Raw genomic sequence first — 24304 nt, forward strand, 5'->3', positions numbered from 1 at the left:
AACGATCCGCGCGCGCCGGGCCTGCAGGCCCGGCGCCGCAGGAAGAGGAGCCGCCCAGTGCAACATGAGAACCCCACGTCCTATTCCGCACCCGGTAGCGCCACCTGGCCACTGGTCGCAGTGCCGGGCCACCCCGACCAGCGCGAACCAGAGAACGCCGCACCAGTCGAAAACGCCGAGCCTCCGGAGGCGGCCCCGGAGCCGGAGCCGACACCTGGCTCGGCGCTGCTGGACGAACTGCGTGCGCAGATAGCGAAGTTCGTGATCCTGCCCTCGCCGGAGGCGCTGGACGCGGTCACGCTGTGGGTGGCGGCGACGCATCTGCAGCCCGCGTGGCAGCACGCCCCGCGTCTGGCGGTGGTCGGGCCGGCGAAGCGGTGCGGCAAGTCGCGGCTGCTGGACGTGCTGACCGAGACGGTCCACGAGCCGATGCTCACCATCAACACCACCCCGGCCGCGGTCTTCCGGTCGATCACCGACGAGCCGCCCACGCTCCTGGTGGACGAGGCGGACACCATCTTCGGCACGCCGAAGCAGGCGGAGAAGAACGAGGAGATGCGCGGCCTGCTCAACGCAGGCCATCAGCGCAACCGCTACGTCACCCGAGTGGTCGGCAACGACCACACCCCGCACCGGTTCGCCACCTTCGCCATGGCGGCCCTCGCGGGGATCGGCGACCTGCCCGACACGATCATGGACCGGTCGGTGGTGATCCGGATGCGCCGCCGGGCCGAGGGGGAGAGCGTCAAGCCCTTCCGCTCCCGCCGCGACATCCCCGCACTACATGATCTGCGGGACCGTATCGCCGCCTGGGCCCGGCCGTTGCTGGACGAGGCGGCGGATCTGGAGCCGGGCATGCCGGTGGAGGACCGGGCCGCCGACACCTGGGAGCCCTTGATCATCATCGCCGACCTGGCCGCCGGGTCCTGGCCCCGCCGTGCCCGCGAGGCGTGTGCGGGGATGGTGGCCGCGGAGGTCGAGGCGGAAGAGGACCAGCCCGGCGAGGCCCGGATCCTGGCCGACATCCGCAAGGTCTTCGTCGCCCAGCGTGAGGTCGACAGCCTCTCCACGGACGAGCTGCTGCATCACCTGCGGCAGAACGCCGAGAGTCCGTGGGCGGAATGGGGACGCAACGGGCTGACCGCCCGCGAACTGGCTGCGATGCTGCGCCGGTACGACATCAAGCCCGGCAACGTCCGCCTCGCCGACGGAACCCAGCGCAAGGGCTACATGCGCAACAAGTTCCTCGACGCCTGGCGGCGCTACTGCCCCACCGTTCACTCAGTGAACGCCGAGCCCGCCGCCCCCTCCTCGGGCTGACCCCCCGCCTCCCGCGGTGACCGTCCCTGCCGTGACCTCGCAGGTCAAACAGCATGCGGACGGGACGGAAACCGGGGGCAAGACGGCAACGCGATCATGAAGGCCGCGCTGCCTCCGCCAGCGCCCTGCCTGGATCCGTCTTGTGCCGTCCCGCGCGTCCCCGCCGTGTCAGCGCAGGTCACAGCACTGTCGGCCGGGACGGCACGACGCAACCGCGCCGTCCCGGCAGGTACGGCCCGCCACCGCTTCCGGTACGGCGCATCGAGCCCCTGCCGTACCGGCACTGACCTGCGCTTGCAACGGCCAAGACGGCCAAGACGGATCACCCCGCCCAACCCCCAGGAGCACCCCGCTTGACCCACCTCTCCACCACCGCCCACCAGGACCACCAGCCCGACGAAGGACAACCAATGATGACCAAGGAGGATGCCGAGCGATATGCGCTCATCGCAGCAGGCGTCGTCATCGTGGCCCTCACCGCCGGCGGGTTCTGGCTCTCGTACGCCCACCTCGCCGAGGTCGCCGGACAGCACGGGCTCCGTAGCTCGCCAATCCGCCAGTGGGCCTGGCCCGCCACCCTGGACGCCTTCATCGTCGCGGGGGAACTGCTCATGCTCCGCGCGGGCCTGCGCCGGGTGACCGACGGGTGGGCGATCGCTCTTACGGCCACCGGATCGGTCGGTTCCATCGCGCTCAACGTAGCCGGGGTCAACGGCACGGGCAGCCCCGGCACCGTGCCCATCCTCGACTACGTGGTCGCTGCGGTTCCCCCGACCGCCGCGCTGCTGGCCTTCGGTGTCCTGATGCGGCAGATCCACCAACTCGTCGCCGACCCAACCGGCGTCACCGAACGCCACACACCTGCCAACCGCAGCCACAACGGCGACCGGCCCGCTGCCCTTACCGAAGACGGCTCCGGTCAGTTGGAGCCAGCCGATCTCGAGGTGGCAGATGGTCCGGCCGACGTGGCGCGGGGTTCTGCCGAGGTGGCGCAGGGCGCCGCCACAGTGCCGGAACCCCCGCAGTCTTCCGCCGAGCCGGAAGACCAGAAGCCCAGCGCTGTGTCCGACGAGTACCTCGCGATGGCCCGCACCGCGCCACTGGGACGCGGAGACCGCGCCTCGCGCCGCCATATCGAAGCGACGATCCGTGGCAAGGGCCTCCCCATCAGCAGGGCCGACGCGGAAAAGCTCAAGGACGTCCTGCAGGCCGAACTTGATGAGGCCGCCTATCAGCGGCAGGACGGCCTCGACAAGACCCCCGCTGACGCTCCATGAGCCCTCCGCAACCGCTCCCATGGCTCCGGTGCAACTCGCATCGCTCGTCCCCCGCGCAGGTCAGCGCGGGGGACGAGCGACCGCACCGCAACGAGTCAACCCGACATCGCCGCTCCACCCGTCCTTGCCCTGAACAGGGATGGGGCGAGTTCGACCGGTCACTGACCGCCCATCAACACCCTCGGAGAACCACCACATGCGCAACCAACACCACGAACTCCGTTCGTGCCAGCAGGAGATGACCACCACTCCAGCCACAACGCCAGCAAGGTATCCCGCTGGACCGTCCAAGGACGGACGCAGCGGGGATGCCTCCGCCCCCGGGGTGGCGGAGGCGCTCGGGCACCAGGGGGCGCCCGAAGTGGGGGGACAGCCCGTCGACACCGCCGCCGTTGCGCTGCCGCGTGCCGCCGAAGCCGCCGCGCTGCACCGCGTCGCCCGACGCCGCAAGCCCGCCCCGAACGGACAGCGCAAGGAGCGTGTCGACGCCCGCTACAGCGTCGACGAGAAGGACGACATCCTGCGCATGGCCCGGTCGCTGAACATCGCCGGCGCGCACTACGTCGGCGCCGTCGTCATGGCTCACGTCCACGGCGACCTGTCCCTGCCCGGCCAGCGCACCCCGCTCGACGACTACATCGACGAGCTGACCGCGCTGCGCAGCGAGGTCGCCAAGATCGGCCACAACATCAACCAGATCGCCAAAAAGCTCAACTCCGGCGGCCATCCACACCCTGGGGATACCGCTGTCCTGGCCCAGGCCGAACGCACCCTGACCGCGGTCGGCACCACCGTCCGCCACATCGCCGCAGCCGCGAACCAGGCCGTCGCCAACAAGGCGGCCCGATGATCGCGAAGATCAGCAGCGGCAAAGAGACCGCCGGATTGATCCGGTACCTGTTCGACACGAAGAAGGCCAAGGACCACACCGACCCGCACCTGGTCGCCTCCTGGGACGGCTTCGCCCCCGACCCCGGCCGCAGTGACGACTTCGACGCCACCAGGAGGCTCCTCGTGGCCGACCTGGACCTGCACGTCAAGCAGGCCCGGCGGCTGGGCCGCGCGCCCGAGAAGCACGTGTGGCACTGCTCGATCCGGGCCGCCGAGAGTGACCGCATCCTCAGCGACGAGGAGTGGGCCGACATCGCCCGCCGGGTGGTGGCGGCCACCGGCATCGCGCCGGACGGTGACCCGGACAGCTGCCGGTGGATCGCCGTCCGTCACGCTCCCGACCACATCCACATCGCCGCCACCAAGGTCCGGGCCGACCTGCGCACCGCACGCCACTGGAACGACTACCACACCGCTGACCGCGAACTCGCCGCCATCGAGAAGGAATACGGCCTGTTCCAAGTGGTCCGCGGGGACCGCACCGCCGCCAAGCGGCCCACCCGCGCCGAGCAGGAGAAGGCCCTCCGCACCGGCCAGGACAAGCCCGCCCGCGAACGGCTGCGCGCCACAGTGCGCACCGCCGTGGCCGCCGCCTCCAGCATGGAGGAATTCGTCCACCTGCTCAGTCACATCGACGGCGTCCTCGTCGAGGTCGTGTACTTCCCCTCCGGCGATGTGCGCGGCTACAAGGTGGCCGCCGAAGACACCACCACCGCCGGCAAGGAGCCCGTCTGGTTCTCCGGCTCCGAACTCGCCCCCGACCTGTCCTTCCCCAAGATCCGAAAGCGCCTGGAAAACATCGACCCGCAGCCCGCTGGGCAGCCGGGCCGGCGCAGGCCGAACCCCTGGCACCAGGCAACCGCCGCCACCGAACGCATCCCCCACCACCTCGATCAGGCCGACGACGAAGCCTCCCAAGCCCACCTCGCCGCCTTCGGCGAAGCCCTCGACGCCCTGCCTCTCCTCGCAACCCAGGCACTGCGGCCTCAACTTCGGGAGGCAGCAACCGCGTTCGAGCGTGCCACTCGCTCCCGCATCCAGGCCGAACATCACCACGCCCGCGCTCTGCGCGGCGCCGTGCGGGCGATGGTCCGCGAGCCCGCTCTCAAGGACGGCGCCATCCTGGCGATGATCCTGGACGCCGCGATCCTCGTCGTCATAGCCGCCGCCCGCTGGCACCAGCTGCGCCACCACGACCAGCAAGTCGCCGCCGCCCAGCAGACCCTGATCCACCTCCAGGCCGCCTACGACCAAGCAGCTGCCGAACCGCTGGCCGCTCTCGCGCAGCGCCAGCCGCCCCAGCAGGCCGTGGAGCGGCAGATCCGCCGCCTACGCCAGGTCGCGCCGGAGCACGTGGAGCAGGTCATCGAAGACCCCGCTTTCGCGGCTCTCACCGCCGCCCTCGCCGAGGCAGAAGCAGCCGGACACGACCCGCAGCGGCTCCTCCAACAGGTCGCCGACCAGCGCGCCCTGGACGACGCGCGCCGCCCCGCACGAGTCCTGACCTGGCGCATCCAACGCCTCGGCGCACGACCGGCACCCAGCGCACGAGCCCGCGCAGCACAGTCCCGCAGCACAGCACGAGTCGGCGGCGCAACACAGCGACCAGACGCTCCAGACCACACGGCAGCAGCCGCCCCGGCCCCGCAGCCGCCACAAGCACGGCGGCGCTGATCGCGACCGCACGGGCAACCTGGGAGCACGCCTGCGCCCCGCAGCCGCACGACGAGCACCCAGGTTCGCGCTTTTCGTCATGCTCTCTCCATCGGGGGCGTACGTCCGGGATCGAACGGCCGCGCGAGACTCGCCCGGATCACGCTGTCGCTGGCGCGCAAAGCCGCCGCCAGTTCTCCTTGCAGCTCGTTCGGGATGGCCTCTGCGTCGAGGGCGCAGGCGCGCACCAGAATGCGGCAGTCCTGCGTTTGCCGGTCTGTGGCTATCGCGGTGAACAGAGGGTGTGCCAGGTTCTCGCGGGCCGCGTAGCCGTCTTGGGCGTCCGTCGTCCTGCGGTGGAGATCCTCGACGATGCGGTGCGCGGCAGGCGCCTCGGCGGAACCGATCGCGTCCAGGACGGTAAGTCCGAGCCGGGTGTCGAAGACGGTCATCCCGGGTTCGGTCTCCCGCCCGGAGTAGGCCGTCACCAGGTCCGCCAGATGGCCGTCGACCGGCTGCCCGGCGTCGCGGCGGCACAGGACCGTGAGGCAGGCCGTGACGGCTTGCTCCCACGGCTCGCCGGGCGTCGTGTCGTCAAGGAGGACAGAGGCCCACTCAGCGTCACCGGCAGCGAGAGCAGCAAGTACGGCGACTTGGCGCCCGTCGAGCATCCGTTTGCCTACGCCGCGGTGAGCTTCGATGTGTGCCTTGGCCTCGGCCCAACGCCCTGTGGTGGTGAGGGTGCGTGTGCCGTCGGCAAGGAGCACACGCCATAGCCACGCGCGGACCTCGTGGCGGTCGTCGTCGGTCGCGGTGAGGTCTGCTGGTACGGCGACATCCTCGAACTGGGCGGCGGTGCCTGCCTCGACCGCCGTATACAGGTCGAGCAGTCGCTGTCGTCCCTCGTCTGCGTGGCCAGCGCGAATCTGGAGGCGGGCGAGGTTGACGACCGGTTCCAGTCCCCGGATTGCGCTCATGCCGGACAGCGGGAAGGCGTGGAGGTAGCCGGCGGCGTGCTGGTGGCACATCTCGCGGGCGAGGTCGGGGAGGCCGAGATCGGAGGCGATGAGCGCGGCCTGGTTGTAGACGGCCGATGCGAGCCCTTGGTCGCTCCTTTTCACCGCTGTGTCGGCAAGTTCGACCAGGCCGCGCACGCGCTCGGGCAGGGGCAAGCAGGGAGGCCGGAATCGAGCGACGAGCGGGAAGCGCTGGGCTGTGGGTCCGTGCGGGTCCATGGGTCCCCCGGGCGTGATTGAGAACTGCTGAGACGACGGTGCCGCCAGCCGTACGCCGGCGGGCACCGTCCGCTACGCGTCGGGCGTCACTGCCAGTCGACGACGATGCGGTTCAGCGGCGTGTCGAGAACGAAGAGGCCGGGGCGCTGCTCGATGGCCGGGGCGTCGGGGGGCTGGATCTCGAACGTAGTCTCGCGGCCGCGGTACTCCCGGTCCCAGGTGCGGATGGCGTCGGCGACCTTGGCGGCCAGCTCGTCGCTGCCGGGGCCGTGGCCGATGACGCCGAACTCCCAGAGCTTGCCGCCCTCAGGCGTCTTCCGCTCCGACAAGCGCCGCGCCAGGTAGGTGACGGCGCCTTTGTCGACGGCCGCGGTCGACGAGGGGTAGGGGTCCTCGGTGAGCAGAGTGCCCTTGGCGCTCTGGGGGAACAGCATCCGGATCAGGCCGGAGGGAAGCGAGCAGGAAACGAACAGCTCCATCCACTCCGGCGACTCCATGGCGCGGACCATCATGCCGGTCCACTCCTCGGTGCGCGGCTGCCCCAGGACACCGGCGAGGGCGTCCGCGTCGATGTTCTGCCCAGCGGGGGCCTGGAGTCGTACGGTGCCGTCCGCGCTGAGCGGGATGACGCGGCGGTCGTCGTCGGCGATGCCGCGACGGAGGGGCATGAAGGTGTTCATCTCGCTGCCCAGGGACACCCATCGGCCATCGCGCTGCTCGTAGGCGATGGACCGGGACACGGTGCCCTTGAGGCGCTGGGGGACGAGGAGCCGACCGCCGGGCGCGAGCTGCTGCAGCCAGGCGTGCGGTACGCCGTGCGCGCCGACGGTGGCGATGATCCGGTCGTACGGCGCTCCTTCGGCGTAGCCAAGGGCCCCGTCGCGGGTCACCGCCTCGACGTTGGTCATACCGGCGGCGGCGAGGTGCGCGCGTGCGCCCTCGACGAGGTCATCGTCGACGTCCAGGGTGGTCACGTGTCCGGTCTCGCCGACCAAGTGGGCGAGCAGAGCGGCGTTGTAGCCGGTGCCGGCGCCGAGTTCGAGGACGCGCTCGCCGGGCTGGGCGTCGAGCTGGTCCAGCATGAGAGCGACAACGCCCGGCTGGGAGGCGCACGAGATCGAGGTGCCGTCGGTGTCGTACTTGATGTGCACCGGTGCGTTGGCGTAAGCGTCTTCGAGCGGCGCATCGGGCACGAACACGTGGCGGGGAACCGTGCGCAACGCGGTCTCGACGGTGGGCGTGCTGGCGTGCCCGTCCGCGCGAAGCTGGTCGACCAGGGCGTTGCGGAGGCGCTCGGCGTCCGCCGTGGGGGTGGCGATCGTGTCGGTGTTCACCGCGCTGACGCTATCGGCGCCGGTCGTTGCCTCGGCGGGCGACGCGGTGTTGTCACTCGTTCCCATTACTACCTCTCGTGCGATGTTGGACAGAGCGCTCTGGTCATCCAGGAGGAGACCGGCGCGGTTGGAGTGGAAAATCACGTGGTGGGCAATGACGGCTCGCAGACCGCGAGTGAGGGCGCCGCGGTTGGCAAGGGAGGCCAGAGCGGCACCCGCCTCCTCGAAAGCAGCCACCCAAGCGTCATGCCCGGCAAGCGGGCCGCTCGGGCGACACAGGCTGCGGGCGTCGACCGTCATCAACTTTCGCATCGCGGGCGCCAGTTCGGCGGTCCACTCGGAGGACACATGGCCAGTCGCCGGTCGGAGCGCGGCGACCTTGGCCCACACATCGCCCTGCTCGAACCAGTCCAGGCTGGCCGCCCGCATCATCGTGCTCGCCAGCAGCACGGCGGTTTCCCTGCGCCCAAGGTTCTCCGGGCCAGGCTGGTAGGTGAGCAGATGGCGGCTGTCCTGGTGGAATAGCTCGTGAGCGACATCCATGGCCTCGGTCCCGCCGAAGGCATCGGTCTCGGGCTCGTAGATGTACGGCAGCCACGACACGGCCGTGCCGTCCTGGACGAGGTCACTCAACAGCGCTTCGACGGCGGGTGAAAGCTCGTCAGCGCGGTACCGCAGCGGCCAGGGTTGCTTGTTCATGAACCACCAGCCGGTGAGCTGCCTGGTCCCTTCGGCCGTGAGGAGGACAGGGGCGATGCGTTCCGCGATGGCGCGCCGGGCGCTCTCGCGGTCAGCGAAGATGATGTTGTGTTGCTGCCAGCGGTCCGGGGGCATGCGGGGGTCCTTCGGTCGATGGAGTCAGGCGATGAGCAAGCAGGCGTCCCAGGCGGATCGGGGTGGTACTGCGGTGCTGGGCGCGAGGAGGGCCAGTGCGATACCGGCTGCACCGTCGAGGAGGCCGGGGCCGCGCTCCTCGTCCTGCATGAGCGCCGTGGCGGCGTGTGCGGGGTCGGTGCCCGGCGGGTGGACTGCGGCCAGGAGCACCGGGATAGCGGCGCGGAGCTTTCGGACGGTCGAGGGATGGGCATCATCGGCCGCACGGGCAGCGACGTGGGCGAGACCGGCGAAGCCGTGGCATAGGCCGTTGTCCGTCGTGGCCTTGAGCTGGGCGGGGTCGGTGAGGGCGGCCAGGAGCGCGTTCTCGGCGTCCACCTGGCGGCGGGTGTCGCCGAGGGCGAGCGCGGCGAGTTGCTGGGCGCGGGCGAGACCGGCGGTGCCGTAGCACCACGACGGCCGCCGCGGCTCGGGCGGGGCGAGGCGTCCGGTGCGCAGCTCGCCCCGGGTGACCCAGTACGGCCAGGCCGGCCCTCGGCCCGTGTCCTCTCGCCAGCGGTCCAGCCATGCCAGGATCCGGTCCAGTGCTCCGTCGTGGCCGTCGACGAAGGTGCCGTGCCGGGCGGCGAGCGCCAGCAGCGCAAGCACGCCGCCAATGCCGTGCGCCATGCCGCTGTTGCCGTGCCCGCCTGGGAAGCGGTCATCCGGGCGGCCCGAGGGCCCCGTGTCTGTCCACCAGCCTGGCAGGGGCTCTCCGTCGTACGTGATCGGTTGGGTGAGGCGTACGCAGTAGTCCAGGACGGCGAGCAGGGCGGGGCCGCCGGGGTTGTGGCGCAGGAGGCAGGCGCCGTAGCCGGTCAGGCCCCGAATGGCGTCGAACTCCGCGAGCGCTGGAAGGCGTCCGACATCCATGCGGCGGTGAGCAGCGTCGACGCGGCGGCTCACATCGGCCGCCATCTGCCGGTCGAGAGTGTCAAGAGCGCGCTGGTAGGCGCCGGGCATGTGGTCGGCGGCGCAGGCCAGGGCATGCGCAAAGGCGGGCGCCCCGTAGAAGGGGTGGCTGTCGGGGCCGCTGGTGAGCGGTTCGCGGGAGGCGGCGGCGAGCCAGTCGTGGGCGCGCTGCCAGGGTCCGATGCCTGCGGCAGCCCGCTCGATGTGCAGGAGCGCGATGCCGGGAAGGCCGTGGGCAAGGTGCTGCCGACGTGCCGCCGGCAGGAGCGTGCTGGGGTCGGCAAGCTGTTCGGCGATGGCGTCGGCCAGGTCTTGCGTGGCCTGTGTGGTCACGGTGTCCTCCCAGTGGTGCGGGCGGTCCAGGCCAGGGCGGCAGCGCGGGCGAGGTAGAGGCAGACCTCTTCTTCGGGGAAGTTCACCGCGATGTGCCGTACGAAGTGGACGTGCAGCAGCGAGGTCAGGACGTCATCGAGGGCAATGCCCTGCGTGTGGCGCCCTGGCAGGTGCCGCCGGTAGGCGGCGAGCGCTGCGTCGCGATCGGCCCACGCCGACACGATGGCCGCTCCTCCTGGGGCGCTGCGCAGTGCCGCCCAGTCGTTGCCCGGGTCGGCCAGACGTACGGCGTCGGTGAACTGCGGGCGGGCGACGGGCGTGGGGGCTGTGGGCGGGATGTGGTCGATCAGCCAGCGCATTCCGGCTTGGGTGCTGCCGAGGAACGCGGAGGCGATAGAGACGGTGTGTGCGGCCACCAGCGTGCGCTCGTGCGGGAGCCGTGGCTGGGAGAGCTGGGCCAGGATGGCGCGCGAGTCCGCCTGGAACACTTCCTCGGCCGCGTCCCATGCGGCGCCGGAGCCCCAGCGGCCCATCTCCCGGTAGGAGGTGGGGTAACGCAGGTCCGCCAGCAGACCGGCACCGCGCAGTTCGTCGGCCCACGCGCTGACTGTGCGGGCCGTCTCGGCGAATGCCTCCGGGGCGGGGAGCGCGATGCGCAGGCGCAAGTGTTGCTCGGGGTCGCGGAAGCGGATGAACCACCAGGGCGGGCCGCCGAGCCGTTCGAGAAGATCCGGCAGGTGGCGGGTGAGCAACGTGTCTTGGCGTCGAGCGTCTCCGTACAGGGTGGCCAGGAGCACGGACGAAGTGGCCGGCGTCTGCATCTGGGCCGTGGAGAGGGCGCGGGCCGGGGTGGGGGCGGGCAATGCGGGCCACGTCGGCGGGCGGGTCGCCTTGAGCGGCACCACTACCTCGTGGGCGCGACCGTCGCACCAGCCATACGCTTCCGGTGCCGCGGCCTCGACGAGCACGGCCTGGCCCTCTCGGTTGAGGTGGTGGCGCAGCAGCGTGCGGTGGCCAGCCTGGTCGAGGTCGAGGAAGAGGAGCCGGTCGTCCTCCACGAGGTAGACCCGCTGAGGTAGCCGCCGCCGGGCCCTCCAGTCGGTGAGGGCGGCGTCCCATTCCGCCCGAGGGCATACGCGGCCAGGCAGCTCGGACGCCTCCAGCCGCCAGCGGGCCACGGCGAGCACTGTGCGCCCGTACCGCAGGCGCGGCAGGAACGGCATCGCCGCTGCGGCACCCCAGTCGAACACGGTGACCTGCGCGCATTGCGCGCGGGACAACTCAGTCAGGAATCGCACCAGCGGCGGAGTGTGCGTGTGGAGGTTCAGCGCGTGCATCCCGACAGCCTCGATGCGCTGGCCGCGCTCGGGGGCGGCCAGGTACATACGGCGGCCGTCGCACCCCACCGCCAGGTCCGCAGGTGTGAGGACGTCTTCGGTGGGGGCTCGGTGTTCCTGAAGGCTGATCACGGTGGGCAGGACTCGCGGGGCGCGCGTGACGTGGGCGCTCTCGGGCAAGAGCGGCGGAAAGGAGAGCTGCGCGGGCACGGTGTTGCTGTCAGCAGTTGGAGGGTCAGCCAGCTCGGCGGCCAGGACCTCACCGCCTGCGGGGGTCAGGACGCTGAGGAACCGACCCGTGGAGACGCCGACGCCGCGAGACACGCTCACGACCTCCAGCCGGAACCGCCCGCGCTGCAGCTCGCCCACGCTGGCCGCGTGGACCCGCACCCCCACCTCCAGGTGCGGCGGCACGCGGGGTTCGTCGGGCCCCACGTCCAGGGCGTCGATCAACTCGTCGGTGAGGACCACCTCGTCGCGGCCGTCGAGTGCGGCGGCCTGCGCCAGCCGTACGAGGGCGTCATCCCGAGCGGAGACGCGCGGCCGGCGCGCGCCAGGCGGCGTTCCCGGGTAGCCGTCGGGGTAGCCGATGCCGCTGTCCGCGACGACTTCCTGGAGCGGCACCATCGTGCCGATGCCGTACCGCTCGTAGAACCGCTGGTGGTAAGCACCCCACGCCGCGGTGCCGTACGGGCGGGCACTGACTCGGGTCAGGATCAGGGCGGCGCGCTCGATCTCGCGGGCGACCGCATCCGGCAGTACGAGCTGCGCGTCCAAGCGCAGGTCGAGCGCAACAGGGTGGCGGCGCAGGCCCGGCACGAGGGCACTCATCCGCGCTGCGACGCTGTCCCGCTCGCCGCGCGAAGTGCACGTCTTCAGACCGGTGCGGATCGCCCTCAGCTCGCGCACCGTCTCCGCGACCGTCGGGAGGGTATCGGCGTCGATCGCGTCGAGCTGGGCGAGCAGATACCCGAGGGCGTCGGTCTCGGTGCTCGGCGCGTGCAGGCTCGTGATCAGCACGCGCCGCTGGATCAGCTCCACCAGCAGCCGGCGTACCTTCTCCGGCCCAGCCGTGGGGAACTCCGCCCGGAGCTTGTCCGCAAGTGCACCGAACCTGATCGGTGCCTGCGTCGCGACGAGGACCGCGCGCACGGGCTCGGTCAAGGCCAGGGACGCCTCCACCGCGCGAGTCCGATCGTCTTGGGCGTCGGATTGAAACGGCACGATGAGCCGGTCTCCGCGACTCGTCACGGTGTTGTTGACGAGCACGGGCAGCCGTTCGAGGAGGTCGGGGAAGGACTCCATCTGCTCGACGACAGCGGCCAACCACTCTGCGCCCGCATGGCTGACAGCCACGTGCTCCACACCCCAGCATGCCCCCGCCTGCGGACCGAACGCCGCAGTGGTCGCACCGGCGAAGAGCCCGAACGGCGTGGCACGGTGCTGGGAACGCAGCAGGTAGCGGGCCACGGACGGCGCCGTACGACGCACGTCACGCGATGACGGCTCATGGGTCGTGCACACGGTCCGTACCTGCGCGGCCAGGACCGGGCTCGCGTGCTCCAGGGCCTCGGCGACGCTGCTGTTCGCCCATACCTCGCGCAGCCACGCGATACAGGTGGCCGACCCGTTGGCAGAGCGTTCGTCGAGGTCAGGGAGCGGAGGACATGGCAGTGTCGGCCGGGCAACGGCTCGTACGAGCGCGGTCGTGCCGGTTCGGAACGCTGGGCGCGGAACAGCCACCACTACCTCCGTAGGTGAGGGACAGGCGGCTGGTGCCGCCACGCCGCGTGCGCGACGGCACCAGCCCGTAGAGATGCGAAGCCTCAGGTCAGGCGACGTTGGTGGTGCAGGCGCCGCAGGTGGTTCCGCAGTTGTCGTCGGTCAGGTTGACCAGACCCGACGGGTCGGCCACCTCGACGAGGGAGACGTCCAGGTCGAAGCCGTCCGACGTCCCCGGGGTCTGCTGCCTGACCTGAGTGCTGCTCGGTACTACGGTGCTGCGTGTCATGCCAACTCCTCTGAGTGGATGGGATGTTGTTGTGCGGTGGTGCCCGCCTCCGGTCGCACGGCACAGCACCGCACGGCCGGGAGCGGGAGTCTGGTCAGACGGCAACTGGCCGCCGCTGCATGAAGTAGGCGAGTGCCCGAGCCTTGAGCCGGTCGAGGCACGGCTTGCAGGTGTAGACCGGGGCGTGCTGCCCGTCCCACTGCAGCGGGCCGAGCCAGATCACCGGCACTCCGGTGCGCTCGCACCCGAGCCAGCAGTCACCGGTGACCCAGCGCTCGTCCACGCGAGCTCATGCCTCGGCTCCGCTCCGCGACCTGGGAGTGGGCGACCGGCAAGCGGGCCCGCAGACCCAGAGCCGGAACAGCAGGCCCCGATGACGCACATCGCCCACCACCTCGCCACTCGCCCCCAGGTACCGGGCGCAGCGGGCGCACTCCATGGCCATCTGCTGTCGGGGCCGCAGTCGGGCCACGTCCGGGATGGGCGGGGTCACCGCGGCAGGGGTGATCATTCGTCGGCTCCTATGAGGAGTTCGGCCCAGACTTCTTTTCCCCATGGGCGCTTGTCCGGGCCGTGCAGGTCATAGCCCCAGCGGTCGGCGATGCCGTCAATCAGGAGCAGGCCACGGCCTGCCTCGTCGTCCTCACCAGCCTGACCGAGAACCGGCAGGCGCAAGGGTGCCCGGTCCACCACCCCGACACGCACCCGTATCGCGCTCGGCCGCCCAATGATCAGCCGGATCGAGTGGCACGAGGTGTGCCTGACTGCGTTCGCAATCAGCTCCGACATGATCAGCGCGGCGACGTCGGCAAGGCTGTCGAGGCGCCATACGCCGAGAGCGTCACGGACGAGCTGGCGGCCGATCTCGGCCGTGGCCGGCTCGCACGGGAAGGTCTGGCTGTAGGCGGGATGGCCGGTGGGAGCGGCCTGAAGTGGCGTAATGAGACTCGTCATTGGGGTTGAGCCTTCGCGTTGTCTCGGCGCCCGGCTCACCCCTGAGAAGGCGCCAGGGGCGCGCCGGGCCGTCAACAGCCGCCCGCACCGGAGGGAGTGGCGAGCGACCAGCAACCAGACAACTCCCTTTTGCAGCAAGGTGATTAGGACGATCAGCCATCCACCCGGAAGCAAGACCTAGGGCGATTTGACCTTCCCTTTACCTGGTGGGTGAGGGGGCGTGAGAGCTACCGTGCGTGCATGGACACCCCGCGCAACCGGGTTCTTGAGGCGTGGATGGCCGAACACGGCTACAGCTCAAACAGCCTTGCTGACGCTGCGAACAGTGCCTTAGAGCGGCTGACCGGGCGGCCTGGCGGCCTCGACGGCTCGTCGGTCCGGGCCTGGAAGGCCGGGCGGGTCACGTGGCCCAAATCGGCTACCCGTAAGGCACTCGAGGACGTCAGCAGCCTGCCCGCCGTCGCTCTAGGGTTCGTGCCACGGGGCCGGACTCCGTCCAGCCCAGCCGCACCGCAGCAGGAGGACCCCGACATGAAGCGTCGTACCCTCGTCGGCGGCATTGCAGCGGCTGCCGCCGTGGCAGCAGCCGCACCAGGCACCGCATCCCCGCGACGCATCGGCATGAGCGACGTCAACCGCCTGAACACGCGCTTCGCCGAGATCATCGCCAGCGACCACCGCCACGGCGGACAACTCGGCATCGAGCAGCAGGCTGCCGCGCTCGCCGACGAGGCGCTGAACCTCCAGAACGCCGGCAGCGCCACCCAACGCGTACGCAGCAGCCTCTATGCCTCCGCGGCGGCGTTCCGCTCCTCGGCGATGTGGGCCGCGATCGACGGCCGTCGCTACGACGTCGCCAAGGGGCACATGCGTGAGGCCCAGGCCCTCGCCGAGATGTCCGGCGATCAGGCGATCAAGTTCCGCATCTGGAGTCACGCGGGGGCCATGTACCGGCACATGGGCCGGCCCGCCGACGCGCTCGCCGCCAACGACGTGGCCCGCAACCTGCACATCACGCGCCGTGACCCGCTCTTCGCGTCCCTGGGTCTGGCCCGGCAGGCGGCGATTCACGGTACGGCGCAGGATCGCACTGGCATCCGCCGCGCGTTCGATCAGGCACAGGACGCCATGCTGCGCGCCGACCCGGCCGAGTACCGGCCGGTGTGGATGCTCGCGTTCTACGACCAGGCCGAGTTGGACTCCCTGGCCCTGTCCGCCTACTTGGCGCTCGGCGACTACGCGACCGCCGAGTTCCACGCCCACCGCTGCCTGTCCGCGCTGCGGCCCCACATGGTCCGGTCCCGGGCCATCACCACGACCCGGCTCGCGCACGCCCAGCTCGCGCAGGGTGCCGCCGACGCCGCCACGGCCACCGCGATGAAGGTCCCCGACGAGGCCGCTACCCAGCACGCCCGCGTATCGCGCATGCTGCAGGAGTTCGGGGCTGCGCTGCGCGCCACCGCGCCGGGCAGCTCCACCGCGCAGACCTGGACCGAGCACACCGCCGCCTGGAGGATGGCCGCATGACCACGGCGCCCGCCATCGAACTGCGCACGTTCACCACCCTCGACACCGTCCGCGGCGATCTCCTCGACGTGTACGCCGAGGTTCGCGCCCCACTCCTCAACCTGCCGAACTACGCGGTCACCGCGTTCGGCGAACGCCTGGACCGACACGGCGGCGAACCAGGGTTCACGGCCGTCCTCGCCTACGCTGACAGGCAGCCGATCGGCTACGCCTATGGCAACACCATCGAATATGGCGACCGCTACTGGCAGCGCACCAGCCCGACGCCGGCGGACAAGTACACCGAGCATCCGGTCGTGGCCTTGAAGGAGATCGGCGTCCGGCCGACCTGGCGGAAGACGGGCACCGCCCGCCGTATCCACGACGCCCTCCTCGCCACGCGCGACGAGCCGTACGTCACGCTCATGGTCAACCCGGCAGCTGGAGACGGAAAGGTCCACGCGCTCTACAAGTCGTGGGGGTACGACGACATCGGCCAGAGCCAGCCGTCACCGGCCTCGCCGCTTCTTACCGTGATGATCCGCGCCAGTCGTTGAATGCGCGGCGTACGTACAGCCCCCGTTCGGGCCTAGCTTCGTGCCAGCCCTGCGAGCACACAACCTCAGGACGATCACAGCGCCGCGGAACCGGTCGCGTGCTCACAGTGACCCTTTGATGCGAGCGAGCCGGACTGACCGCACCGCGATCTGCCCCTGTATGAGTACTCAATGAGGGGGTGAGGTGATCGACTCACTCAAGTCAGCGGCGCTCTCCGCTAACGACATCCCCTGCCAGAACCCGGCGCTATCGTTGAGACACCCAGTTTGAGTATCACCACTAGTGACGCTGCTGTCACGCATTGGCACGCGAAGGATAGGCGCCGAATGGACAGGTCACACGTACCCCTCACCGCGGGCTCACGGTCAGGCTCCGGGCTCGACGCAGGCAAGGGGGTGGCGTGCTAGTGGCTCTCAAAAAGTCGAACTTGTACAGCTCGCTGTGGCGGAGCTGCGACGAGCTGCGCGGCGGCATGGACGCCAGCCAGTACAAGGACTACATCCTAACGCTACTGTTCGTGAAGTACGTGACGGACAAGGCCAAGTCCGACCCGTATTCCTTGATCGACGTCCCCGTCGGCGGATCCTTCGATGACATGGTCGCCCTCAAGGGCGACAAGGAGATCGGCGACAAGATCAACAAGATCATCGGAAAGCTCGCCGAAGCGAATCCGACGCTGGTCAAGGTCATCGACCTTACGGACTTCAACAATGAGGAGAAGCTCGGTAAGGACAAGGAGATGCAGGATCGCCTCTCCAAACTCGTGGCGATCTTCTCTGACCTGGACTTTCGAGGTAGCCGCGCTGAGGGCGATGACCTGCTCGGCGACGCCTACGAGTACCTGATGCGACACTTCGCCACGGAGTCGGGCAAGTCGAAGGGCCAGTTCTACACCCCGGCCGAGGTCTCACGTGTGCTCGCCAAGGTCGTCGGCATTGGACCAGGCACGCGGCAGGACCACACGGTCTACGACCCTACGTGCGGGTCGGGCTCACTCCTCCTCAAGGTGGCTGACGAGGCACCTCGTGGCATCACCATTTACGGCCAGGAGAAGGACAACGCCACGTGGGCGCTGGCCAAGATGAACATGATCCTCCACGGCAACGCGGACGCGGACATTTTGAAGGGTGACACGATCACCAGTCCGCAGTTCACTACGGGCAGGCAGCTGCGGACCTTCGATTTCGCCGTCGCCAACCCGCCGTTCTCGATCAAGTCGTGGAGCAACGGTCTGGAGAACGACTACGGCCGCTTCGAGTACGGTCGGCCGCCGGAGAAGAACGGTGACTACGCCTTTCTGCTCCACATCCTCAAGTCACTCAAGAGCACGGGCAAGGCGGCGGTCATCCTGCCCCATGGAGTCCTCTTTCGTGGTAACGCCGAAGCCACCATCCGCAGGGAGTTGCTGCGCCGCGGCTACATCAAGGGAGTCATCGGCCTGCCCGCGAACCTCTTCTATGGCACTGGCATTCCGGCTTGCATCATCGTCCTCGACAAGGAGAACGCTCAGGCGCGCACCGGCGTCTTCATGATCGACGCCTCCAGGGGCTTCATTAAGGACGGCAATAAGAACCGCCTCCGCAGCCAGGACATCCACAAGATCGTCGACGTCTTCAACAGGCAGATTGAGATCGAGCGCTACTCGCGTATGGTGCCGCTCCACGAGATCGCCGACCCGAAAAACGACTACAACCTCAACCTCCCGCGGTACATCGACTCCTCCGAGCCGGAGGACATCCAGGACCTCCACGCCCACATGCACGGCGGGATCCCGGAACGCGACCTGGACGCACTCAACGGGTACTGGGAGGCGTTCCCGAGCCTTCGTCTTGCCCTCTTCAAGCCAAACCGTCCTGGCTACAGTGACCTAGCGGTCGGCGTGGCTGAGGTCCAACAAACCATCCTGGACTCCGTTGAATTCCAGAAATTCGCCACGGACGTCCGCGGTCAGGTTGAGGACTGGTTCACCGCGCACCGCCCGGTCCTGCAAGCACTGAACCCGGACACTGTCCCCAAGGACCTGATTGCTCGTATCAGCGACGACTTGCTGGCCCGGTTCAAGAACACTGCGCTGCTCGACGAGTACGACGTCTACGAGCAGCTCATGACCTATTGGCACGGCGTCATGCATGATGACGTCTTCCTCATCATGAACGAGGGGTGGTGTGAGGCGGCGAAGCCTCGCAAGACCATCGAGGACAAGGAGCGCAAGCTCTCTGAGACCCCGGACCTCGTCATCGGCTCTGGGCGCAACGCCACCAAGTACAAGATGGACCTCATCCCGCCGGCGCTCATCGTCGCTCGCTACTTTGCTGACGAGCAGGCCAAGGTTGACGCGCTACACGCCGCAGCTGAGGACGCAAGCCGTGCTGTCGAGGAGTGCATCGAGGAGCACGCCGTAGAGGACGGCCTGCTTGCTGAGGCGATGGACGACGGCAAGATCTCCAAGGCTCTCGCTTCGATGCGGCTCAAGGTAGCCAGGCACGAAGGAGCTGACTCGCAGGAGATCAAGGCGCTGCAGCACCTGATCAAGCTGTACAACGACGAAGCCGTCGCCAAGAAGGCCGTCAAGGAAGCCCAGGCCGCCCTCGATCTCGCGACCTTCAAGAAGTACGGCGACCTCACCGAGCCTGAGATCAAGCAGCTTGTACTCGACGACAAGTGGCAGGCGACGCTCACCAGCCGCGTAGCGTCTGAGGCTGAGTCACTCACTCTCGCACTAGTCTCTCGGATCCAGCAACTCGGCAAGCGCTACGCCGAAACTGTCGAGGCGCTTGACACGCTGATGGAAAGGCTCGGGTCCAAAATTTCACAGCACCTGGCCAGCATGGGGGTGGAGTAATGGTCAGCGTGGAGCATAAACCACTCGGTCAGCTACTACTGCGCCCGCCTCGTTACGGAATTAACGCTGCGGCTGTTCCGCTGGCCCCCGGTGTAGCAACCTATATTCGAATCACGGATATCGACGACTCGGGCAGGTTCTCTCCTGATCCCAAGGTCGGAGTAGATCACGTCAGCGCAGCCAACTACCGACTGGCCACTGGGGAGCTTGTTTTCGCGCGCACTGGCGCCAGTGTCGGCAAGTCCTACCTGTACGACTCACGTGACGGCGAGTTGGTGTACGCCGGATTCCTGATCAACATTGCACCGGATCCGAAGCTGCTCAATCCTAAGTACCTATCGCTCTTCACGCAATCAAAGGAATATTGGGACTGGGTCGCTCGGACATCTGTACGCAGCGGTCAGCCGGGAATCAACGGGCGTGAATATGCACAACTACCGGTGCCGTTGCCTGATATTGCGACGCAGAATGCGATTGCGGCCGCGATGAATGACGTCGACAACCTGCTCTCCACGTTGGAACGCCTGATCGCCAAGAAACAGGCGATCAAGCAGGGCGCAATGCAGGAGCTCCTGACCGGCCGTACCCGCCTGCAGGGGTACAGGGGCGTCTGGGAATATCGTCGCGTAACTGAAATGGGGGATGTCCTTGCTGGCAAGGCACTGAACGTCAGCGGCGCTGGAGCGTTGCGCCCCTATCTCCGGACGAAGAATGTGCTTGATGGGCGGATCGACCTAGGGGACGTTCTGTGGATGCCAATGACAGATGCCGAGTTTGAGCGCTTCGGTATCGAGCGTGGGGATGTTCTACTCAATGAAGGCCAGTCCTTGGAGCTCGTAGGCCGTTGTTCCATGTACAACGGTGAATTCGGAGCTTCCTGCACAATGCAGAATCAGCTACTCCGGTTTCGAGCCCACCGAGGAACATCTCCCGAATTCGCTGCGCATCTCTTTCGCCACTGCCAGCAAACGGGGGTGTTTGCTGCGATCGCTACGAAAACCACCTCAGTTGCGCACCTAGGCAGTTCGAGGCTTAGCAATCTACGTCTTCTCTGGCCTACTGATCGACTCGAACAGGCAGCAATTGCCGAGGTCTTGTCTGACATGGATACTGAAATCACTGCCCACGAGGCCCGTCTCGACAAATTGCGTGCTCTCAAGCAAGGAATGCTGCAGCAGCTCCTGACCGGCCGTACCCGCCTTCCCGTCAAGGAGAGCGCAGCATGAGCAATGTCGGTCAGCCCGAACGCAAGACTCAAGACCGCGTCATCGAGCTGTTCCAAGACTCGTTGGGCTACGAGTATCTCGGCAACTGGGAGTACCGCGCGGAAAATTCCAACGTCGATGTGGGGCTGCTCACGCACAATCTCCGCGCCCGGGGCTACAGCGACAACCTCATCAACAAGGCGGTCGACAAGCTGAAGAGCGATGCCTCGCTCGGTAGCGGCCGCGATCTGTACAACGCAAACCGCGACGTCTACGGCCTGCTACGGTACGGGGTGAAGGTCAATCCCGGCGTGGGCGAACAGTGGCAGACCGTGTGGCTCGTCGACTGGGCGCACCCCGAAGTCAATCACTTCGCCCTGGCCGAGGAAGTGACGGTGCTGGGGCAGCACACGAAGCGCCCGGACATCGTGCTCTACGTCAACGGCATCGCCTTAGGGACAATCGAGCTCAAGCGTTCAAAGGTCGCCGTCTCTGAGGGTATCCGGCAGAGTATCGGGAACCAGCGGCCCGAGTTCATTCGGTCGTTCTTCACGACAGTGCAGCTCGTCATGGCCGGCAACGACGTAGAAGGACTGCGCTACAGCGCCATCGACACGCCGGAGAAGTACTGGTTGGCGTGGCGTGAGCTTTCCGACATCGCTGACCCGCTCGACCGCTCCTTGACGCAGCTCTGCTCGAAGGAGCGTCTACTTGAGCTGGTTCACGACTTCATGGTCTTCGACGCGGGGCAGAAGAAGACCTGTCGGCATAACCAGTACCTCGGCGTTAAGGCGGCCCAGAAGCGAATCGCCAAGCGCGAGGGGGGCATCATCTGGCACACCCAGGGCTCCGGCAAGTCACTGACGATGGTGTGGCTGGCCAAGTGGATTCGCGAGAACCAGCCGGACGCCCGCGTGCTCCTCATCACTGACCGGAGCGAACTGGATGATCAAATCGAGAAGGTCTTCCAGGGAGTCAACGAGGCCATCTACCGCACCAAGAGCGGCGCTGACCTACTCGCCACATTGCATGCGAGCGAGAAGTGGCTGATTTGCTCGCTGGTTCACAAGTTCCGCGGCTCGGAAGACGAGGCCGCGCGCGATGAAGCTGAGAGCGAGTTCATTCGTGAGCTGAAGGCAACCGTCTCGAAGGACTTCCACGCCAAGGGCAACATCTTCGTCTTCGTCGACGAAGCCCACCGCACCCAGTCAGGCAAGATGCACGACGCCATGAAGGCACTCATGCCTGGTGCCATGTTCATCGGCTTCACCGGTACGCCCCTACTCAAAGAGGACAAGGACACCACTGTCCAGCGGTTCGGCACTTTCATCCACACGTACAAGTTCGACGAGGGTGTTGAAGACGGCGTCGTACTCGACCTGCGGTACGAGGCTCGCAACATCGATCAGGACCTAACCTCGCCAGCAAAGGTCGACCAGTGGTTTGAGGCAAAGACCCGCGGTATGACGGACCTGTCCCGCGCCGAGCTCAAGAAGCGCTGGGGTACTATCCAGAAAGTCGTCAGTTCGGAGCCGCGCGCCCGGCAGATAGTCAACGACATCCTGCTCGACATGGAGATCAAGCCTCGCCTGTCGGACGGCCGCGGCAACGCCATCCTCGTTAGTCAGAGTATTTACCAGGCGTGCAAATTCTACGAGCTGTTCACGCAGGCTGGGTTCAAGGGAAAGTGCGCCATCATCACGTCGTACACGCCACAGGCCAGCGATATCTCAAAAGAGGACTCAGGCCACGGCGCCACCGAGCGGCTACGCCAGTACGAGATCTACCGGCAGATGCTCGCGGACCACTTCAACGAGCCTGCCGATAAGGCGATGGGAAAGGTCGACCAGTTCGAGAAGGACGTCAAGGAACGCTTCATCAACGACCCGGGCCAGATGCGGCTGCTCATCGTTGTCGACAAACTCTTGACCGGCTTCGATGCCCCGAGCGCGACGTACCTGTACATCGACAAGAAGATGCAAGATCACGGTCTGTTCCAGGCGATCTGCAGGGTTAACCGCCTCGACGGCGAGGACAAGGACTACGGCTACATCGTCGATTACCGCGACCTGTTCAACTCTCTTGAGTCCGCGATCACGGTTTACACCGGCAGTGTCCTCGATGGCTACGAGACAAGGGACATTGAGGGGCTACTGTCCAACCGGATTGACAAGGCCCGTGACGACCTCGACGAGGCCCTGGAAAAGATCCGGGCGTTGTGTGAACTGGTCGAGCCACCGAAGAACACCCTCCAGTACCAGCAATACTTCTGCGCCCGCGAGCAGGGCAACGTCGCCCAACTCAAAGCCAACGAACCTAAGCGGGTTGAGCTCTACAAGGCCGTTGCGGCTGTGACCCGCGCGTACGGCAACCTCGCCAATGAAATGAAGGCCGCTCGCTACAGCGACGCCGAGGCCGCGGCGATCAAGGACGAGATCGCCCACTATGCCAACGTGCGCGACGAGGTCAAGCTCGGCGCCGGCGAGAATGTCGACTTCAAGCAGTACGAGGCCGGTATGCGGCATCTGCTCGACACGTACATCAGCGCCAGTCCCTCCGAAGTGGTTTCCGACTTCCAGGAAGCCGGGCTAGTCCAGTTGATCGTCGAGTTGGGGGCTAGCGCGCTCGACAAGCTTCCCGCGGGTATCAGGAAGGACCCGGAAGCGATGGCGGAGACGATCACCAACAACATGCGCAAGGTGATCATCGACGAGCGCCCGATGAACCCGAAGTACTACGACAAGATGTCGGAGCTGCTCGACGCCATACTAGAAGAACGGCGCCAAGGAGCTCTGGACTACAAGGAGTACCTCACGAAGCTGCTGGAGCACGCCTCCAGGCTCGGCACAGGCGAATCAGACATCAAGTACCCGGAGTGGGCCAACAACGGTGCCCGCCGCGCCCTGATCGACTTCTTCGACCAAGCCCCGGAACTGGCCGCGGTGGTGGACACCACCATCCTCCATACCAAGCCCGACTCATGGGTGGGTAATGCGATGAAAGAGAAGAAGGTCAAACGCGCGCTCGCTCAGGCCCTGACTGCCGACTTCGACCGGCTTGATGAACTGCTTGAACTGCTAAAGGCACGTCATGAGTACCGCTAATGCCTGTCTCACCATCCGTGGCATCGACGTCGACGTCATCTACAAGAACATCAAGAACCTGCACATCGGCGTCTACCCACCGCTGGGACGCGTCCGGGTAGCAGCGCCGCATCAGCTCGACGACGATCAGGTGCGGATCGCCGTGATCCAACGCCTGCCGTGGATCAAGGAGCAGCGCGAGCAACTGCAATCAGCCTCACGGCAGTCCACGCGGGAAATGGTCACAGGCGAATCCCATTACGTGTGGGGCGTTCGCCGCCGGATGAAGATCGTTGAACGCCCAGGTCGGGCACACTTCGAGCTAGACGGCGAGCGATTGCTGTTGTATGTCCCGGCCGGCACCTCAGCCCAACGGCGCCGCGAGCTGCTCGACCAGTGGTATCGAGAGCAGCTTCGGCATGCGGTCCCGACCTTGATTGCCAAGTGGGAGCCGATCCTCGAAGTCTCGGTATCGCGGTGGAGCATTAAGCGGATGAAGACCAAGTGGGGGTCCTGCAACCGCGAGACCGGGCACATTTGGTTCAACGTCGAGCTCGCCAAGAAGCCCCCGGCCTGCCTGGAGTACATCGTCGTCCATGAGATGGCGCATTACCTGCAACGCCACCACGACGACCGTTTCACCAAGCTTATGGAGAGATCCATTCCAAACTGGCGAAGTCTCCGTGACCAGCTGAACAATGCGCCGCTCGCAGAGGAGCAGTGGCAATGACTGCTGGGAAACCAAGCTCGGTGGGGGGACCAGCCTCCACGCGCCACGGCCGTCCGCGCCGACGTTCTCCTGAGCGGGCCTGGCAGCGAGGGGCAGCTACGCGTGCTTCGTGCGTGCGCGATGCGTGAGCGGACGGGCCAACACCAGGCATCACCTGCAGGACGAGGCACCGCGCCGCAGGGCGCTGATCAGGCAGAACGGCACCGTGCGGCATTGCCTGAAACCACCCGGCAAGGATTCGATCCCACTC

The 24304-nt window shown here is 67.4% G+C and carries 17 protein-coding genes; 10 read left to right on the top strand and 7 right to left on the bottom strand.

Annotated features, from left to right (window positions below):
* The first annotated feature begins 57 nt into the window (after positions 1–57).
* The 4 genes from ACFW01_RS04530 to ACFW01_RS04545 all read left to right on the top strand — a co-directional run bounded on the left by ACFW01_RS04530 (position 58) and on the right by ACFW01_RS04545 (position 5162).
* Positions 58–1320 carry a DUF3631 domain-containing protein gene (locus ACFW01_RS04530; RefSeq protein WP_384502358.1) on the top strand — a complete coding sequence of 421 codons (1263 nt, stop codon included), beginning with the start codon at positions 58–60 and terminating at the stop codon, positions 1318–1320.
* A gap of 353 nt (positions 1321–1673) precedes the next feature.
* Positions 1674–2597: a DUF2637 domain-containing protein gene (locus ACFW01_RS04535; RefSeq protein WP_384502359.1), complete on the top strand. Its 924-nt coding sequence runs from the start codon at positions 1674–1676 to the stop codon at positions 2595–2597.
* A gap of 196 nt (positions 2598–2793) precedes the next feature.
* Positions 2794–3447, top strand: coding sequence for a MobC family plasmid mobilization relaxosome protein (locus ACFW01_RS04540; RefSeq protein ID WP_384502360.1), 654 nt, complete (start codon positions 2794–2796; stop codon positions 3445–3447).
* Entirely contained in the window at positions 3444–5162 is a 1719-nt protein-coding gene (locus ACFW01_RS04545; RefSeq protein ID WP_384502361.1) for a relaxase/mobilization nuclease domain-containing protein, read from the top strand. Before ACFW01_RS04540 ends, ACFW01_RS04545 begins: the two co-directional genes overlap by 4 nt.
* Before the next feature lie 77 nt (positions 5163–5239).
* Here the strand turns inward: ACFW01_RS04545 and ACFW01_RS04550 are convergent, their stop codons facing one another.
* From ACFW01_RS04550 to ACFW01_RS04580, 7 genes are all read right to left on the bottom strand, one after another.
* Positions 5240–6376, bottom strand: coding sequence for a hypothetical protein (locus ACFW01_RS04550; protein ID WP_384502362.1), 1137 nt, complete (start codon positions 6374–6376; stop codon positions 5240–5242).
* A gap of 86 nt (positions 6377–6462) precedes the next feature.
* Positions 6463–8544: a methyltransferase, FxLD system gene (fxlM, locus tag ACFW01_RS04555; RefSeq protein ID WP_384502363.1), complete on the bottom strand. Its 2082-nt coding sequence runs from the start codon at positions 8542–8544 to the stop codon at positions 6463–6465.
* A gap of 24 nt (positions 8545–8568) precedes the next feature.
* Positions 8569–9828: a lanthionine synthetase C family protein gene (locus tag ACFW01_RS04560; RefSeq protein WP_384502364.1), complete on the bottom strand. Its 1260-nt coding sequence runs from the start codon at positions 9826–9828 to the stop codon at positions 8569–8571.
* Entirely contained in the window at positions 9825–12779 is a 2955-nt protein-coding gene (locus ACFW01_RS04565; RefSeq protein WP_384502452.1) for a lantibiotic dehydratase, read from the bottom strand. Before ACFW01_RS04565 ends, ACFW01_RS04560 begins: the two co-directional genes overlap by 4 nt.
* 217 nt (positions 12780–12996) lie before the next feature.
* The gene (locus tag ACFW01_RS04570; protein ID WP_384502365.1) at positions 12997–13176 is read right to left on the bottom strand and encodes an FxLD family lanthipeptide; all 180 of its coding nucleotides are present in this window, start codon (positions 13174–13176) and stop codon (positions 12997–12999) included.
* A 94-nt stretch (positions 13177–13270) separates the two neighbouring features.
* A complete protein-coding gene (locus ACFW01_RS04575) occupies positions 13271–13459 on the bottom strand; it encodes a hypothetical protein (protein ID WP_359195989.1) in 189 nt (62 codons plus the stop codon).
* Between the two features lie 224 nt (positions 13460–13683).
* Positions 13684–14130: an ATP-binding protein gene (locus tag ACFW01_RS04580; protein WP_384502366.1), complete on the bottom strand. Its 447-nt coding sequence runs from the start codon at positions 14128–14130 to the stop codon at positions 13684–13686.
* Positions 14131–14370: 240 nt separating this feature from the next.
* Between ACFW01_RS04580 and ACFW01_RS04585 the strand changes: the two genes are divergently transcribed.
* The 6 genes from ACFW01_RS04585 to ACFW01_RS04610 all read left to right on the top strand — a co-directional run bounded on the left by ACFW01_RS04585 (position 14371) and on the right by ACFW01_RS04610 (position 24054).
* Positions 14371–15657 carry an XRE family transcriptional regulator gene (locus tag ACFW01_RS04585; protein ID WP_384502367.1) on the top strand — a complete coding sequence of 429 codons (1287 nt, stop codon included), beginning with the start codon at positions 14371–14373 and terminating at the stop codon, positions 15655–15657.
* Positions 15654–16193, top strand: a complete 540-nt coding sequence (locus ACFW01_RS04590; RefSeq protein ID WP_384502368.1) for a GNAT family N-acetyltransferase — start codon at positions 15654–15656, stop codon at positions 16191–16193. The genes ACFW01_RS04585 and ACFW01_RS04590 overlap by 4 nt, the downstream gene beginning before the upstream one ends.
* A gap of 401 nt (positions 16194–16594) precedes the next feature.
* Entirely contained in the window at positions 16595–19036 is a 2442-nt protein-coding gene (locus ACFW01_RS04595) for a type I restriction-modification system subunit M (protein WP_384502369.1), read from the top strand.
* Entirely contained in the window at positions 19036–20262 is a 1227-nt protein-coding gene (locus tag ACFW01_RS04600) for a restriction endonuclease subunit S (protein WP_384502370.1), read from the top strand. Before ACFW01_RS04595 ends, ACFW01_RS04600 begins: the two co-directional genes overlap by 1 nt.
* Positions 20259–23345, top strand: coding sequence for a type I restriction endonuclease subunit R (locus ACFW01_RS04605; RefSeq protein WP_384502371.1), 3087 nt, complete (start codon positions 20259–20261; stop codon positions 23343–23345). The genes ACFW01_RS04600 and ACFW01_RS04605 overlap by 4 nt, the downstream gene beginning before the upstream one ends.
* On the top strand, positions 23332–24054 hold the full coding sequence (locus ACFW01_RS04610) for a M48 family metallopeptidase (RefSeq protein WP_384502372.1): 723 nt from the start codon (positions 23332–23334) through the stop codon (positions 24052–24054). The genes ACFW01_RS04605 and ACFW01_RS04610 overlap by 14 nt, the downstream gene beginning before the upstream one ends.
* Positions 24055–24304: the final 250 nt, after the last annotated feature.

Origin of the sequence: Streptomyces sp. NPDC058985 (assembly GCF_042740985.1) — a bacterium.
In the GTDB taxonomy this organism is placed as follows: Bacteria; Actinomycetota; Actinomycetes; order Streptomycetales; family Streptomycetaceae; genus Streptomyces.

What these genes read in the sequence shown, in the direction of transcription:
- ACFW01_RS04585 (WP_384502367.1), top strand. Translation starts at nt 14,371, where the DNA reads ATGGACACCCCGCGCAACCGGGTTCTTGAGGCGTGGATGGCCGAACAC.
- ACFW01_RS04550 (WP_384502362.1), bottom strand. Translation starts at nt 6,376, where the DNA reads ATGGACCCGCACGGACCCACAGCCCAGCGCTTCCCGCTCGTCGCTCGA.
- ACFW01_RS04600 (WP_384502370.1), top strand. Translation starts at nt 19,036, where the DNA reads ATGGTCAGCGTGGAGCATAAACCACTCGGTCAGCTACTACTGCGCCCG.
- ACFW01_RS04570 (WP_384502365.1), bottom strand. Translation starts at nt 13,176, where the DNA reads ATGACACGCAGCACCGTAGTACCGAGCAGCACTCAGGTCAGGCAGCAG.
- ACFW01_RS04610 (WP_384502372.1), top strand. Translation starts at nt 23,332, where the DNA reads ATGAGTACCGCTAATGCCTGTCTCACCATCCGTGGCATCGACGTCGAC.
- ACFW01_RS04590 (WP_384502368.1), top strand. Translation starts at nt 15,654, where the DNA reads ATGACCACGGCGCCCGCCATCGAACTGCGCACGTTCACCACCCTCGAC.
- fxlM (WP_384502363.1), bottom strand. Translation starts at nt 8,544, where the DNA reads ATGCCCCCGGACCGCTGGCAGCAACACAACATCATCTTCGCTGACCGC.
- ACFW01_RS04605 (WP_384502371.1), top strand. Translation starts at nt 20,259, where the DNA reads ATGAGCAATGTCGGTCAGCCCGAACGCAAGACTCAAGACCGCGTCATC.
- ACFW01_RS04545 (WP_384502361.1), top strand. Translation starts at nt 3,444, where the DNA reads ATGATCGCGAAGATCAGCAGCGGCAAAGAGACCGCCGGATTGATCCGG.
- ACFW01_RS04580 (WP_384502366.1), bottom strand. Translation starts at nt 14,130, where the DNA reads ATGACGAGTCTCATTACGCCACTTCAGGCCGCTCCCACCGGCCATCCC.
- ACFW01_RS04540 (WP_384502360.1), top strand. Translation starts at nt 2,794, where the DNA reads ATGCGCAACCAACACCACGAACTCCGTTCGTGCCAGCAGGAGATGACC.